Genomic DNA, 15,549 nt, shown 5'->3' with positions numbered 1-15,549 from the left:
GACGTTTCAGGGTGCTGCATTATGCAATTTTCAGCTTATGAACATACAAAAACCCCTTCTCCCGTGGAAACCGTCCAATATTTCCGGGGAAAAGGGGCTCAGCCCTAGCTATATTCATTGAAGGAGAAACTCTCCTTACACTTCCATGATAATTGGCAAAATCATCGGTCTGCGGCGCGTTTGTTCATATAAGAAACGGCCCAGCGAATCTTTTACGCTTGTTTTAAGGGAAGCCCACTCATTTACTTTTTCACTCATCAGGCGTTGCAATGTACTGGATACAATTCGGTTAGCCTCGTCGAGCAGCCCTTCGGACTCCCGAACATAAACGAAACCACGTGAAATGATGTCAGGTCCAGAAACAATTGCACCATTCTGCTTACTAAGTGTAACCACGACAACCAAGATACCATCTTGAGACAGCAACTTACGGTCACGCAATACAATGTTACCAACATCGCCTACACCTAGTCCGTCAATCAATACGTTACCAGCTGTTACTTTACCAGCCTTACGAGCGGCACCGCCCTGGATTTCAACAATTTCACCGATTTCAGTGATAAAAATGTTCTGTGGCTCTACGCCAACCGATTCTGCCAGCAAAGCATGTTTGCGCTGCATACGGTATTCACCGTGGATCGGAATGAAGAATTTCGGTTTCATCAGGTTAAGCATAAGCTTAAGTTCTTCTTGACTACCGTGACCGGATACGTGAACGCCGGAGTTGGAACCGCTGTAAATCACATTAGCACCAAGACGGAACAATTCATCGATAGTACGGCCTACATACTTCTCATTACCTGGCACAGGTGTTGCCGCAATAATAACGGTATCGCCTGGCAGGATATCTACTTTGCGATGACTAGAACGTGCCATACGTGTCAATGCAGACATTGGCTCGCCTTGGCTGCCTGTGCAAAGAACAACTACACGATTTGCTGCCATTCTATTCATTTCTTCCGGTTCGATCAGCATTCCGTCAGGTACGTTCAAATATCCAAGCTCTGAAGCGATGGATACAACGTTGACCATACTACGGCCAATTACTGTAATCTTACGACCCGTAGATTCTGCTGCATTAACCACTTGTTGAATACGGTGCACATTGGAAGCAAAAGTTGCTACAACGACACGTTGCTCAGCCTTGCGGAAAATATCTTCCAGCACAATACCGACATTCTTCTCAGATGGGGTAAAGCCTGGTTTCTCAGCATTCGTACTATCCGACAAAAGAGCAAGTACGCCCTTTTGGCCAATCTCTGCCATCCGATGCAGATTTGCAAATTGACCGTTGACTGGGGTGTGGTCAAATTTGAAATCGCCCGTATGAACAACATTTCCTTCCGGAGTCTCAATGCATACACCCACGGAATCAGGAATACTGTGGTTGGTTCTAAAGAAAGTTACCTTAAGTGAGTTCCCCAATTGAATTTCTGAATCTTCGTTGATCAGAATCCGTTTGGTGTCACCCAGCAGGTTCGCTTCCTTCAATTTGTTCTCTACAAGACCTAAAGTCAATCTTGTTCCATAGACTGGAACATTCAAATTCTTCAGGACATAAGGTAGACCACCGATGTGATCCTCGTGTCCGTGAGTAAGCACAATACCTCTTACCTTGTCACGGTTCTCTGTCAAATACGAGATATCAGGAATTACGATGTCAATACCGAGCATATCCTCTTCCGGAAACTTGAGTCCCGAATCCACGACTACAATGTCAGCTCCGTATTGAATAACATACATGTTTTTCCCGATTTCTCCGACTCCGCCCAATGCGAAAATCGTCAATTTATCGTTGTTGTTTTTTTTGGACAAATGAATCTAACCCTCCTATGATGTTGGACGTCATACTTTTATTGGTAAATATCGAACTTCGATTATTTCAGCGGCGCTGAACACATTTCTTTCAAACAGCCAATAACTTCCAATCGACGAGGAAATTCCTGAAATCTGTAAAATGCGCAATGCGAAAGCTCCCGATTCCGGGCAGTAAAGTTCATATTGAAGCGGACAAACGCCGTCAAAATTCACCGTCGCGCCCCTCGCGCGAAGACATGTCATTTATTTAAACAGACTCATCTTGGGACCTATCCTGTCTCACAATGTATTACATTGACGGAAGATTACCGCATATTTAATTTTAACCGCACCCAGTCACTTAAGATCATTATACATGATTTTTTTGGCAAAAGACAAGTCATCCGCCTCGTATCCAAATTCTTTCCTTAAATTCGCCTCAATATTTCAGAAAAAAAATATAAATGCAAAAACCGGCTCCCTCAATAGAGTAGCCGGTTTAGAACGTACATCAGCAATGATTAATTCTTAGTGAAAAAGTGCTTCAATAAAAGCCGCTTCCGCTTCCGTTGGCGAAATAAGCGGCAATCTGACTCCGCCCACAGGGATCCCCTTGAGTCCTAAAGCATATTTTACAGCTGAAGGATTGGGCAGCGGTTGTGGGCATTCAAACATTCCTTTAAAAATCGGGAACAGCTGGCGATGAATCTCTCCAGCAAGCTGAACATTGCCGGAGGTATAAGCGTAAATCATTTCTGACATCTGCGCACCAACCACATGGCTAGATACACTTATAATTCCGTATCCACCGACAGCCAGACTGGCAAGACCTGAGGCATCATCACCCGTATATACACGGAAATCATCTGAACAAGCAGAGGCAATAAGTGTTACCTGATCTACAGACGCGCATTCTTTCGTAGCAACGATGTTCGGAATCTCAGCAAGTCGCAGGGTAGTGGCCACGCTCATACTTACACCTGTTCGACCTGGAACATTATATAGAATCACTGGTAATGAAGTCTCTGAAGCAATCGTGGAAAAATGCTGATAAAGACCTTCCTGATTCGGTTTATTATAATAAGGAACGACCAAAAGCACTCCATCTACGCCTATTTTCTCCGCTTCCTTCGTCAGATGAATGGAATGTTTCGTGTTATTGCTGCCAGTTCCAGCAATAACTTTACAACGTCCATTCGCCTTTTCCAGCACAAAAGAAAACAGCTGCAGCTTTTCCTCATCGCTTAACGTAGGCGATTCCCCTGTCGTTCCGCAGACAACCAAAGCCTCTGATTTCTGTACCTCAATTAAATAATCGACAAGCTGTGAAGTTACATCCCAGTTGATTTCTCCATCCCCATCAAAAGGGGTTACCATGGCTGTTATTAATCTTCCGAAATCCACTTTGAATTCCTCCTTGTCAGCGGTGCAATTCAAACATAGCATGCAGCGAACGCAGGGACTGCACCATATCTTCTTTTTTCACAAGCACCCATATCGTTGTATTCGAATCCGCGGATTGTAGAATTTGAATGTTTTGCGAGCTAAGCGCCTCAACAATGCGCGCCATAATACCAGGCACACCATTAATTCCGCCCCCGATAACAGAAACTTTGGCACAACCCGACAAACTCTTAGGTCGCAAACCCAGCTGCTGTAGAGCAGAAATAGCCTTCTCTGATTTGTCATCAAAAACCGTATAAAGAGCTTCCGTAGGTGTTACATTAATAAAATCAACGCTTATCCCGTTATCTGCCATACTCTTAAAGATTTGCAGTTGCACTCCGGTTCCGTTACCGTCCGGGCATTCCACAGAAATCTGTGTAACATTGCTGACATAAGCAATCCCTGTAACGAATCGATCCACAATTCCCCCTGCTTGGATATCGTTAAATCCTTCTGGATTCGTAACCAACGTACCTTCAGCTTCTGAAAAGGTTGAACGAACACGAACTGGGATCTGTGCCTGCATAGCAATCTCAACCGCACGTGGATGAATGACTTTTGCTCCCTGATGAGCCATATTGCAAATTTCAGTATAACTAACGTAAGTTAATGGCTTAGCATCTTCAACGATCCGTGGATCTGCTGTAAGAATCCCGTTAACATCCGTATAAATATCCACCATATCAGCATGAAGAGCAGCACCCAGTGCTGTAGCAGAGGTATCACTGCCGCCACGGCCTAAAGTTGTCAAATCACCCGCTTCAGTCTGGCCCTGGAACCCGGTAACAATAACCACCTTATCCTCACGCAGCTCACGGAGAATGCGTTCCGGACGTACATCCAGAATTCTGGCATTACCGTAGTTGCTGTCTGTCAGAAATCCTGCCTGAGCTCCCGTTAATACTGTAGAAGCGATGCCTTCATTCTCCAGTAGCCCACATAGAGTAGTAGCTGAAATAATTTCACCACAGCACATCAAGAGATCTTTTTCCCGGTCTGGAAGTGCATCTCCGTTCTGCACGGCCCAATCCAGCAAAGTGTCAGTTGCGTAAGGCTCTCCACGACGGCCCATAGCCGATACAACAATTACAAGGCTATAGCCACTAGCCAGCTCCCTTTTGACATTGCGGATTACGTGTTCTCTAGCTTGCGGTGTGGATAGCGATGTTCCTCCGAATTTTTGTACCAGAATACCCATGTATAATTCCCCCATTATTATCAAAGCAAACACACTAATCATTCGTGAAAAGATTACGGTACGTGAGCTTATTCGTTAAGTAAGTTGTTAAATGGCTGTACCGCCCTCGAACCTGAGGACGGTAGCAATACTGCTTATATTTTTTTGATAGCAATGAACTTAGCTGGTTCCACTACGTTATCTTGGCACTTCTCATTGCTCATTTGGTGCATCTCCCCTTTTATTGTCCACAACAAAATCAGCCGAGCTCTGTCAATTTTCTATGCTGAATGAAACCGTTCGATGATCATCGGCTGTAGTTGTTTACCTTGCAAAGCGGCATAGCAAGCTTCCGGGATAAGATCCATGCGTGCCACGAGCGAGTTAGGTTTACCCTCAGGGTTATCTTGACCGAATGGTACAAAATAAATATGTTTAGCCACCAGAAGCTTAGCAATATTTGCGGCATTTAGGCCCAATCCATCATTTGTAGATATCGCTAGAACTAGTGGACGTCCGTTGCGCATCTGTGATTTAGCTGCCATTAGCACGGGACTATCCGTCATGGCATTAGCCAGTTTACTCGTTGTATTTCCTGTGCAAGGTGCTATTGTCAGCACATCCAGCAGCTTGGAAGGACCCAGCGGCTCCGCTTCAACAATTGTAGAAATGATATCATTCCCTGTTATATCTTTCAACTGTTTTAACCAATTTTGCGATGTCCCAAAGCGGGTGTCTGTTCCTAGTACAGAGGCAGAAACTATAGGTACTACGTTTGCTCCCCCGTCTACGAAGCGCTGAATTTGTGGCATTACCTCAGCAAAAGTGCAATGAGATCCAGTGATCGCATACCCTACTGTTTTTCCGTGCCAATCCATTTTATTCGTCCCCCTTGATTAAAGCCTCGTCCGAAATCGACTGTACCAGCGCATTTGCCATAATAATCCCAGCGCTTTTTGGAGCTACAATGCCAGGGAGTCCTGGAGCCAGCATCGCCTTAATCCCACGTTTCTCAGCATAACGAAAGTCACAGCCGCCTGGTGCAGATGCCAGATCAATAATTACGCAATGCGGCGCAAGCCGCGAGAGCACCTGCGCGGTGATGATCATACTTGGTATCGTGTTAAATATAAGATCCACATCCGGTACGTGAAGCAGCAGCTCATTGGTCATAAAAGGCTTCCAGCCCATTTCCTCAGCACGTGCATAATGTTCTTGTTTTCTGACACCAACCTTTACACTGGCCCCCAGTCCCTGTAGACTTCGAGCCATTGTAAATCCAGTTCTACCTAAACCCAGCACCATTGACTTCGAGCTGTGAATTGTAAAATCCGTGTTCTGAATGGCCATTACCAGCGCTCCCTCCGCTGTCGGGATAGAGTTGTAAATAGCCACATCATCACGATTAAGCAGTTCGATTAACTTCAGTGAGTGCTTGGTACACATCCCGCGCAAGTAACTTTTAGCCATACCGGTATACACTAAACAATCGGATGGCAGCGCAGTGAAATGCTCCTCCAGAATCGTTAAACGCTCAGAAGAAAATAGAGCACTAATATTTCCTTCATCATCACAGCCTACCGTAGGCAACACTAATACATCTGCATTACTCAGCAGCTCTACCGTCAATTGTTCCAGGCTCACCCCTGGGCTAGGGGCCTCCCACTTATCGAACCCGGCAGCGCTTACCGTCGCATCCAATTCCACACATTTCCGAATCACTTCAAGCTGTCTCGCGTCCCCGCCCAGGAACACGATCCTGACGCCAGTAAGCATAGGGATGACGCTCCTTTCAACATACACTATCGACTATAAAGCATCTTATGCTGGGCATAGTTAATGGGTGAAGAGCGGAAATGAAATCCCCGGCACGCAAGGCTGATGATGAACTAATGGGTTACGGGTTACGGGTTACGGGTTACGGGTTACGGGTTACGGGTTACGGGTTACGGGTTACGGGTTACGGGTTACGGGTTACGGGTTACGGGTTACGGGTTACGGGTTACGGGTTACGGGTTACGGGTTACGGGTTACGGGTTACGGGTTACGGGTTACGGACCGAGATGCAACTATTTGTGTATTTTTTGCCTTTTAGGAGGAGTTTCGGACTGGAGAGCTCTTATTCGATGTAAATAGGTTCGTTAACAGGTGTTATTGATCAAATAGTGACACTAGGGTCCGAAAACAGCCGAATTAAGCAGAATTGTTATAAATAAGAGCACTGGGGTCCGATAGGGGCTTCGTCTTTACTTTGACGGTAGGGTTAGAGTAGTGGCAGAGCGCCAATGAAAATGCTGAGTTTATTCGATGGGGGAATCGGAGTTAGTTGCATAACAATCGAAGAAATTAAAGTTTTGGATAATTAACTCTGCATATCAAAAAAAGCTCACGAATCATGCCTTGGGCATGAATTCGTAAGCTTTTTAAATGAATTGTAACAACAATCTTACTTGCCAGTATGGCCAAAGCCTCCGGCTCCGCGTTGTGTTTCGGACAACTCTTCCACTTCCACCAAATTAACCACTGGAACGGCTTGAAATACCATTTGGGCAATCCGCTCATTGCGAGCGATAGCAAAAGGCTCCTGCCCCAGATTGATCAAGAGCACTTTGATCTCTCCGCGGTAATCAGCGTCTATAGTTCCAGGTGTATTCAAGCAGGTAATCCCGTGCTTCAAGGCCAGTCCACTACGCGGACGGATCTGCGCTTCAAGCCCCTCTGGCATAGCCAGTGAAATCCCTGTTGGAATTAATGCCCGCTCTCCTGGTGCAAGTACAATTTCACCCGCAACGGCAGCATAAAGATCATAACCGGAAGCTTGCTCCGACATTTTACAAGGAAGATTTACATCCTCGTTTCCAGCAAGTTTATTGATTTGTACGTAATAAGACAAGATCATCTCTCCTAACATTTGCAATAGCTTTATCTGATGAGCCTACCATCGCTAAAGAAAGCGGCTCCGCGAACATATGGTCCAGCACACTGTTGATATTGTCCATCGTCACTAGCTGAATTTTGGCGATCATATCGTCCAATGTATTATGTCTTCCGAGCATAAGTTCATTTTTTCCGATACGGTTCATTCGGCTGCTAGTGCTTTCGAGACTAAGAATGAGGCTGCCTTTAAGCTGCTCCTTACCTTTTCTCAGCTCATCTTCACTGAGGCCGTTGGTAGCAAGTTCGTACATCATTTCCTTGATTAACTCCATGACATCCTTTGTTTGCTTGGGCGCTGTTCCAGCATAGACCGTAAACAGACCAGAATCTGCCTGGGAGCTGTGATAGGAATACACCGAATAAGCTAATCCGCGCTTTTCACGAATTTCCTGGAACATGCGGGAGCTCATCCCTCCGCCTACGGCATTATTAATCAGCACCATAGCATACTGCAGGGGATCGCCAGAACGGACACCTGGTAAGGAAAGACAGATGTGATTCTGCTCTGTTTTCTTGCGGTGAAATAAGAGCTCTCCATAGTAATCTGGTGGAGTCAGCGGCGCACTTGTACCATGATTATCAAAAGAACCAAAATGCTGTTCCAGCAGTTCAATCAATCCATCACTGATGTTGCCGGCAACGCTTATAACCGTATTCTCAATCGTGTATTGTTCCTTCATATACGCCCGAAGATCATCCGGCTTCATCTCCATTAGCCGTTCCTTCAAGCCAAGGATGGAATACGCAAGCGGATGGTCCTTGTAGGCAGCAGCACACATCAAATCATGCACAAGATCATCCGGCGTGTCCTCGCACATGGAAATTTCCTCAAGGATGACATTCTTTTCTTTCTCCAGCTCTTCAGCATCCATCCGTGAACGGAAGAACATATCCGCTAACACATCTACAGCGATGGGCAGATGCTCATCCAATACTTTAGCATAATAACATGTATATTCTTTTGAGGTAAACGCATTTACATTGCCGCCGATGGCGTCAAACTGCTCAGCAATATCCTTGGCACTGTACCGATCCGTACCTTTAAAAAGCATATGTTCTACAAAATGGGATATCCCGTTGTTTCCAGGATGTTCATTCCGAGAGCCTGTCTTTACCCAGATTCCGAAAGAAACGGACCGGCCGGTCGGGATTTTCTCCATTACCACTCGTAAACCATTGGATAACACTATTTTTTCCACTTCAAGTCCTCCTGGCTAATAGCCATGTTCTATCTAATTTAATTACACGTGCCTATAATCCTACCAGAAATACATCTCTCACTCAACATTAGAGGGGATTAGCCGCTCTGCTGAGAGTGTTTGACTAACTGTGCCTAGCTGTAACCCTTTTGCTTTGATTCCACGTATCATGGCCTTCAGAGCTTTGGAGGATGCGGCTGTGGGATGCATTAGGACTAGAGTGCCCGGTTCCGCTTTGCTTGTGATTTTGGCAACCACAGATTCAGGAGACGGATTACGCCAATCTACGGTATCCACGGTCCAAAGTACGGTTTTGAGCCCTAAACTGCCTGCAATTTCTACGGTCTCCTGATCGAAATCACCAGAAGGGGGAGCGAACCATTTATTAGTGACTCCAAGCGATTCCTTTAACAGCTTTTGTGTCTTCTCAATTTCTACAGTAGCTCGTGCACGACTTAAAGTACTCATATTAGGGTGGGTATAAGCGTGATTCTCCATCTCATGACCGCGTTTTAGCATTTCTTTAGCCAGTTCCGGGTTTTTACTCAGCCAGCTCCCATCCAGAAAAAACGTAACTTTAACGTTCTCTTCATCCAAAACATCCAACATTGGCACAATGTACTCATTTCCCCACGCCACATTAATCATCAGCGATACCATCGGCTTAGCCGGATTCCCACGATATATGGGTTCAGCTCCCAGTTGATTCAGGGATATCTGTGGTTCGATCTGCCGATACACAAATTTTATAGGTTCTTTTGGTGCCAAAAGAGCATTCCGATATGTACTCTCTACATCAATTTCAAGCCCGTTATAACCCGGAATCGCCTTCCATACCCGATCAACCACAGCATTCACTGGAGGGGCATTAAGCTTGGCTGCGGCGGTCTCAATCCGTGCCCGAAGATCATTGTTCTCCGCCTTAGAAATATCCTTCCACACAGCTAGGTCATCCTGCGGCTTCAATTGCGCAAGCATGTCCTTTACCGGTCCCTGAGTGCTGCCAATTCCTATCACGATCGCAATACAAGCAACCACTAAAGCCACTTTTTCCGTCTTCATGACGACTTCCTCCCCGGTAGAAACGACTTGTAGTCCGTTCCACACGAATACAAAGACACTTTGTCCCAATCTATGAGACAAGAGAGGAATTTATGTCATAAGAACAGAGGCCAGAGGCGTGATAGTGATGCACTTTACTTTATTTCATATAAAAAAAGAGCCAGAACGCAATCGCTTCTGTCTCCTTTTATTATGCTATTAGGTACTTTAGAAAAGGTACCTCTACAATCGAAACTTAAGCTTTAGCTCCAGTTTCCGAAGTCAATACCGCTTTACGCGACAGGTTAACCCGGCCTTGTTGGTCGATTTCGGTAACTTTAACGGTAATTGTATCCCCGACAGCTACAACATCTTCAACCTTAGCTACGCGCTCAGTAGACAATTGGGAAATGTGTACCAATCCGTCTTTACCCGGAATTAGTTCAACAAATGCTCCAAATTTCTCAATACGTCTAACTGTACCCACATAGATTTCTCCAACTTGTACTTCACGCACAAGTCCTTCGATAATCGAACGCGCCTTTTGGATCATTTCTTCATCTGAAGAACCGATAAAGACACGGCCATCTTGTTCGATGTCGATTTTTACGCCGGTTTCTTCAATAATTTTATTGATAATCTTACCACCAGCACCGATAACATCACGGATTTTGTCCGGATTGATGTTGATAATAATGATTTTTGGAGCATATTTGGACAGATTAGGTCTTGGCGCAGAGATCGCTTCATTCATTTTGTCCAAGATGAACAGACGGCCTTCTTTAGCCTGCTGAAGTGCATCCTGAAGAATTTTGCGGTCGATACCGGCAATCTTAATGTCCATTTGAATAGCTGTAACACCTTCTGCTGTACCAGCTACCTTGAAGTCCATATCTCCGAGATGATCTTCCATACCTTGAATATCCGTCAGGATGGAGACATGCTCTCCGTCTTTGATCAGACCCATTGCTACTCCGGCTACAGGTGCTTTGATTGGCACACCAGCGTCCATCATAGCCAGAATGCTGGCACAGATACTTGCCTGGGAAGTAGAACCGTTAGATTCAATCGCTTCTGATACTAGACGAATCGTGTACGGGAATTCAGTTTCACTAGGAATAACCTTGGATAATGCACGTTCTCCAAGTGCTCCATGACCGATTTCACGGCGTCCTGGTGCTCTAAGCGGACGAGCTTCCCCTACGCTGAACGGCGGGAAGTTGTAATGGTGCATGAAACGTTTCGTTTCAGTAGGATCGATTCCGTCAAGAATTTGCACATCACCTAGTGCTCCAAGAGTACAAACGCTAAGGATTTGTGTTTGTCCACGTGTAAACAGACCGGAACCGTGTGTACGCGGTAACAGACTTGTATCACATTCAATCGGACGGATTTCATCAAGTTTACGTCCATCTGGACGAACCTTATCATGTGTGATTAGACGTCTTACTTCATCCTTCACGATATCATGTAGGACTTCTTTAACATCTTTCAGAAGCTCCGGTGCTTCTATGTACTTCTCTACGAAATACGCAACCGCTTCATCATTAACGACATCAATCGCTTCCTGACGCGCATGTTTTTCAGCTATTTTAACGGCTTCCACCAGACGAGCCTCAGCAAATGCACGGACCTCAGTATTCACGTCAGCATTCACTGTATGCAGCTTCACAGCCATTTTTTCTTTACCAGCCACTTTAACCAGTTCTTCAATGGTTGCAACGATCTTGCGGATTTCATCATGACCGAACATAATCGCTTCGAGCATCACATCTTCCGTCACTTCGTTCGCTTCTGCTTCAACCATCATGATTGCATCCTTCGTTCCAGCAACCACCACATAAACATCACTGATTGCTTGCTGAGACATATCCGGATTGATCACAAACTCTCCATTAATCCGACCTACAGCAACGCCGCCGATGGGTCCATCAAAAGGCACATCGGAAATACTAAGTGCTGCTGAAGTACCGATCATAGCAGCAATATCTGGTGCGCAGTCCTGATCCACACTCATTACCATGTTCAATACCTGAACATCGTTACGGAAACCTTCAGGGAACAGTGGTCTGATTGGACGGTCAGTCAAACGGCTGGACAGAATCGCTTTCTCACTCGGTCTACCTTCCCGTTTAATAAATCCGCCAGGAATTTTACCTACCGCATATAATCTTTCCTCATAGTTAACTGTAAGCGGGAAAAAATCCAGATCCTTAGGCTCTTTTGAAGCCGTAACGGTACATAATACCGAAGTATCCCCGTAACGCACCATAACGGCTGCGTTTGCTTGTTTAGCCAGGCGGCCCGTTTCCAGCACAAGGCGTCTTCCACCCAGCTGCATTTCTACACGTTTTTCCATAAATACCTCCTTGAATAGTAGTAGACCCGCAGTCTAAAATAGCAGGTTCACATATCGATCTAAATGAATTGGAAAGGCTTGTCCCAAAGGGAGGCTGCCTATTCTGTATGCATATAAGAAGAAACGGCTGGGCCTTACTGAAAAGTAAAGTCGCCGTTTTTGCGAATAATCTCATCGATCCTAATATTAAGTTTTCCCTAAATTTTCAAAAAGCAACCCAGCTGTCCCGCTGTCGCTCCGAGAAGGACATACGGTATACAACCAGGCTGCTTTAAGAGTAATCTTATGGAAAATTAACGACGCAATCCCAGTCTTTCGATCAGGGCGCTGTAACGTCTGATGTCTTTGTTTTTCAAATACGCCAGAAGTTTACGACGTTGTCCAACCATTTTCAACAATCCACGACGGGAGTGATGATCTTTCTTGTGCGTACGCAAGTGGTCAGTCAAATTAACGATGTTCTCCGTTAGGATAGCAACTTGCACCTCAGGGGATCCAGTATCGGATTCGTGAGTTTTGTGCTCGTCGATCAATTGATGTTTACGTTCTTGAGTTAATGCCATCCTGTTCACCTCCTTCAATATAATCGCCACTAGCCTCGTCACCGTCGGTGAGAACGTGCAACCAAGCTAAGGTTATGATGCTGTAAGCCAGCAACGTTACTTAGTATAGCATCTCCATTAACAAAAGTAAACGGCTTGTCCGGGATGACTATAAATTATACTCCAGAATCTTCTTCGCGGTTTCTGCATCCTCGCCAATCTGAGTAATCAATGCTCCAATGGAGTCAAACTTCCGTTCTGGACGAATGTAAGATACCAATTCTACCTTAAGCTCTTGATCATACAGGTCACCCTCGAAGTCAAAAAGATGAACCTCAAAGCTCGGAGTTAACACACCCTCATGAAAGGTTGGTTTAACACCCACATTCATAACCCCGTACAGAACTTTATCCTTATAAAAGACTCGGACCGCATATACACCTTTGGTCGGAATGACAAAATGATCACTGAGCTTCAAATTGGCAGTTGGAAAACCAATTGTGCGGCCTCTCTTCTCACCATGCCCCACTTCACCACGCAGATGATAGCAACGTCCGAACCAGGAGTTTGCCAGCCCCAGATCTCCATTTTGGAGACTTTTACGAATGCCGGAGCTGCTAACCTTTTCACCTTCAAGCAGAAAAGGAGGAGCAACTTCCACATTCATAACACCTTCACCCAGTTTGCGAAGCATCTCAACATCGCCTTCACCTTGGTAGCCAAAGCGAAAGTCAAAGCCAACAACTGCAGTTACAATATGTAGCGGCAAAAGCATAACAGAGACAAAATTCTGTGGACTAACCCGGGAAAGCTGCTCATTAAATTCAACAACATACAGGATATCGACACCCATGCTGGCAAGAATCTCTTGCTTTTCAAAGGGTGGCGTCAAGTACCCTTCATAATCTCCCTTACCCATAACATCTTTGGGATGAGGATGAAATGTAAGGACTGCAGCCGGCACACCTTGTTTACGGGCTAAGGCTACAGCGGATGTAATGACGCTGGCATGTCCACGATGCAGGCCGTCAAACTGCCCTAGAGCAGCCACTTGAGGTTGTGCCCATTCGGCAGCAGTCTCCGGCGACATCGGATAGGTTAACGTTACGGTTCTCACGCTGTTTCTCACCTACAATTCACTTGGTAAAATTGATTTAAGCTTGTGCAAACACCTTTACTGGGGCAATAGCACCTGTCTCTTCCAGCTCATAAATGCCAAGAAACAATCCCTGAAGATCGTATAGCCGAATTTGACCTGTTGTCTTCACTTCTGGAGCAATGAACCGCGAAGACAAACGTTGCCCTTGCAGTGCTGCCTTCTTCTTCTCATCCATAACGGTATGCTTAGGCAAATGCGAAATTGCCTCATCAGCAGCGATTAAATGATCTTCCAATGTTCCGGCTTCCTTGTGCGCGGCAATATCCTCAAGAGATAAGCAATGGCTGGCAGAAATTCCTGCCGACATTGTTCTCTCCAGCTTCACCATTACACCCGGCAGTCCAAGCGCACGACCGATATCTACACAAAGTGTACGAATATACGTGCCTTTGGAGCATAATACCCGGAAAGTGATGTCGGGATGATTACCTTCCCAAGTCATATCCGTCATTTCGATTTCATAAATCTCTACTTCGCGACTTTTCCGTTCAACGGTTTTGCCTTCTCTAGCCAATTCATAAAGACGTTTGCCGTCGACTTTCACCGCAGAGTACATGGGAGGAACCTGAGAAATTACGCCTTTGAAAGAGGCAAGCACTGCAAGAATCTCTTCCTCAGTTACATGAACCTCATCAACAGTTTCCGTAATGGTTCCAGTTAAGTCTTCAGTATCACTGGACATCCCCAGTCTCAGTGTTGCCACATATTCTTTGGGCAGCTCCTGAATATACTCCACAACGCGAGTAGCACGTCCCAGACAAAGCGGCAATACACCAGTCACTTGGGGATCTAGTGTCCCCGTATGACCAATTCGTTTCATGCCGAGAATCCGACGTGCCTTGGCTACAACATCATGTGAAGTGAAGCCTGCCGGTTTATAAACCGCCAGAACACCTTCTAATTCACTCATAAATGACGTCTTACCTCCTCAAGCACCTGAGCTATTGCCTCTTCAAGCGTAGCTTCTATACGCGCACCTGCAGCACGGGTATGACCGCCGCCTCCAAACGTTTGCGCCAATGCAGCCACGTCTACTTTACCGGCAGAACGCAGGCTAACCTTGACCGCATGTTCGTGAATAACTTTAAAAAGAATGCCTACTTCCACGCCCCGAATATTACGAGGGTAGTTTACGATTCCTTCCAAATCTTCATTAGCAGCAGCACATTCGATCATATGCTCGGGTGTAACATATAGCCAGGCAATATCTCCTTCAGGAGATAATTCCAGCGTATTTAAGGCTTTATTTAATATTTTAACCTGTGGCAGCGTCATTTCTTCAAGCAATGTCTCAGCGAGTTCAGGACCGTTAACCCCAAGGGATAATAGCTCAGATACAGCTGCCATTACTTTTGGTGATGTGTTGGTATAACGAAAACCACCGGTATCTGTTAACAGACCCGTATATATAGCTGTGGCGATATCAATATCCCATTCGATCTCGAATGTCTTCAGCAGGTCGAACAAAATTTCCGCTGTCGCAGCTGCATCCGGTTTGATTAAATTAACGAATCCATAACCGTTATTTGTTGGATGGTGATCAATGTTCAGGATAAGAGCCTCATTCGCAAAATAGCGATTTGTCAGCCCTACTCGCTGAAAATCCGCACAATCCACACAGATGACGTTGCTGTATTGACGGGGCGGTTCACTAGAGGCCATATTGATGATTTCATCCGAATGCCATAGGTATTCCATTCGCTTCGGGATTGGTCCTTCATTCAGCATAGTGTATTTTTTGCCCAGACATGAGAGAAGCCAGCCCACCGCAAGGGTGGAGCTGACTGCATCTCCGTCCGGCTGAACATGCGACACTACAAGGTAATCGTCGTGTTCCAGCAGAAACTCACGGGTCTGCTGGAGACTTTGTTCATAGCTCTGCATTCGCCGTC

14 protein-coding genes are annotated in these 15,549 nt (G+C 45.6%); 1 reads left to right on the top strand and 13 read right to left on the bottom strand.

Annotation, left to right across the window (positions count from 1 at the left end):
* Positions 1–135: 135 nt before the first annotated feature.
* From MHH63_RS09325 to dpsA, 5 genes are all read right to left on the bottom strand, one after another.
* Entirely contained in the window at positions 136–1,815 is a 1,680-nt protein-coding gene (locus MHH63_RS09325) for a ribonuclease J (RefSeq protein WP_076127859.1), read from the bottom strand.
* 510 nt (positions 1,816–2,325) lie between these two features.
* Complete coding sequence (gene dapA, locus MHH63_RS09320; RefSeq protein WP_076201735.1) at positions 2,326–3,201, bottom strand: 4-hydroxy-tetrahydrodipicolinate synthase; 876 nt, start codon at positions 3,199–3,201, stop codon at positions 2,326–2,328.
* A 16-nt stretch (positions 3,202–3,217) separates the two neighbouring features.
* Complete coding sequence (gene dapG / locus MHH63_RS09315; RefSeq protein ID WP_036688442.1) at positions 3,218–4,441, bottom strand: aspartate kinase; 1,224 nt, start codon at positions 4,439–4,441, stop codon at positions 3,218–3,220.
* 260 nt (positions 4,442–4,701) lie between these two features.
* Positions 4,702–5,298 carry a dipicolinate synthase subunit B gene (locus tag MHH63_RS09310; protein WP_036688443.1) on the bottom strand — a complete coding sequence of 199 codons (597 nt, stop codon included), beginning with the start codon at positions 5,296–5,298 and terminating at the stop codon, positions 4,702–4,704.
* A gap of 1 nt (position 5,299) precedes the next feature.
* On the bottom strand, positions 5,300–6,196 hold the full coding sequence (gene dpsA / locus MHH63_RS09305; RefSeq protein ID WP_076182605.1) for a dipicolinate synthase subunit DpsA: 897 nt from the start codon (positions 6,194–6,196) through the stop codon (positions 5,300–5,302).
* Positions 6,197–6,276: 80 nt separating this feature from the next.
* Between dpsA and MHH63_RS09300 the strand changes: the two genes are divergently transcribed.
* Positions 6,277–6,552, top strand: coding sequence for a hypothetical protein (locus MHH63_RS09300; protein WP_341171428.1), 276 nt, complete (start codon positions 6,277–6,279; stop codon positions 6,550–6,552).
* A 314-nt stretch (positions 6,553–6,866) separates the two neighbouring features.
* Here MHH63_RS09300 and dut read toward each other — a convergent pair whose 3' ends face one another.
* The 8 genes from dut to MHH63_RS09260 form a co-directional block, all read right to left on the bottom strand.
* A complete protein-coding gene (dut, locus tag MHH63_RS09295; protein ID WP_172628834.1) occupies positions 6,867–7,313 on the bottom strand; it encodes a dUTP diphosphatase in 447 nt (148 codons plus the stop codon).
* Positions 7,288–8,556, bottom strand: a complete 1,269-nt coding sequence (locus MHH63_RS09290; RefSeq protein WP_036688449.1) for a M16 family metallopeptidase — start codon at positions 8,554–8,556, stop codon at positions 7,288–7,290. The genes dut and MHH63_RS09290 overlap by 26 nt, the downstream gene beginning before the upstream one ends.
* 78 nt (positions 8,557–8,634) lie before the next feature.
* Positions 8,635–9,618, bottom strand: coding sequence for a polysaccharide deacetylase family protein (locus tag MHH63_RS09285; RefSeq protein WP_076182607.1), 984 nt, complete (start codon positions 9,616–9,618; stop codon positions 8,635–8,637).
* Between the two features lie 235 nt (positions 9,619–9,853).
* Complete coding sequence (gene pnp, locus MHH63_RS09280; protein WP_076127850.1) at positions 9,854–11,956, bottom strand: polyribonucleotide nucleotidyltransferase; 2,103 nt, start codon at positions 11,954–11,956, stop codon at positions 9,854–9,856.
* A gap of 293 nt (positions 11,957–12,249) precedes the next feature.
* On the bottom strand, positions 12,250–12,519 hold the full coding sequence (rpsO, locus tag MHH63_RS09275) for a 30S ribosomal protein S15 (protein ID WP_036656390.1): 270 nt from the start codon (positions 12,517–12,519) through the stop codon (positions 12,250–12,252).
* Positions 12,520–12,667: 148 nt separating this feature from the next.
* Entirely contained in the window at positions 12,668–13,615 is a 948-nt protein-coding gene (locus MHH63_RS09270) for a bifunctional riboflavin kinase/FAD synthetase (protein ID WP_076182610.1), read from the bottom strand.
* A 37-nt stretch (positions 13,616–13,652) separates the two neighbouring features.
* On the bottom strand, positions 13,653–14,567 hold the full coding sequence (truB, locus tag MHH63_RS09265) for a tRNA pseudouridine(55) synthase TruB (RefSeq protein WP_076127847.1): 915 nt from the start codon (positions 14,565–14,567) through the stop codon (positions 13,653–13,655).
* Positions 14,564–15,541 (bottom strand): DHH family phosphoesterase, encoded by a 978-nt coding sequence (locus tag MHH63_RS09260; protein WP_076106341.1) that lies wholly within the window; start codon positions 15,539–15,541, stop codon positions 14,564–14,566. Before MHH63_RS09260 ends, truB begins: the two co-directional genes overlap by 4 nt.
* Positions 15,542–15,549 lie beyond the last annotated feature (8 nt).

It is taken from the genome of Paenibacillus sp. FSL H3-0310 (assembly GCF_038002785.1).
GTDB classification, from domain to species: Bacteria; Bacillota; Bacilli; order Paenibacillales; family Paenibacillaceae; genus Paenibacillus_AQ; species Paenibacillus_AQ odorifer.
Note: the sequence above shows the minus strand (reverse complement) of the source record. Positions and strands in the feature narration are given on the sequence as shown.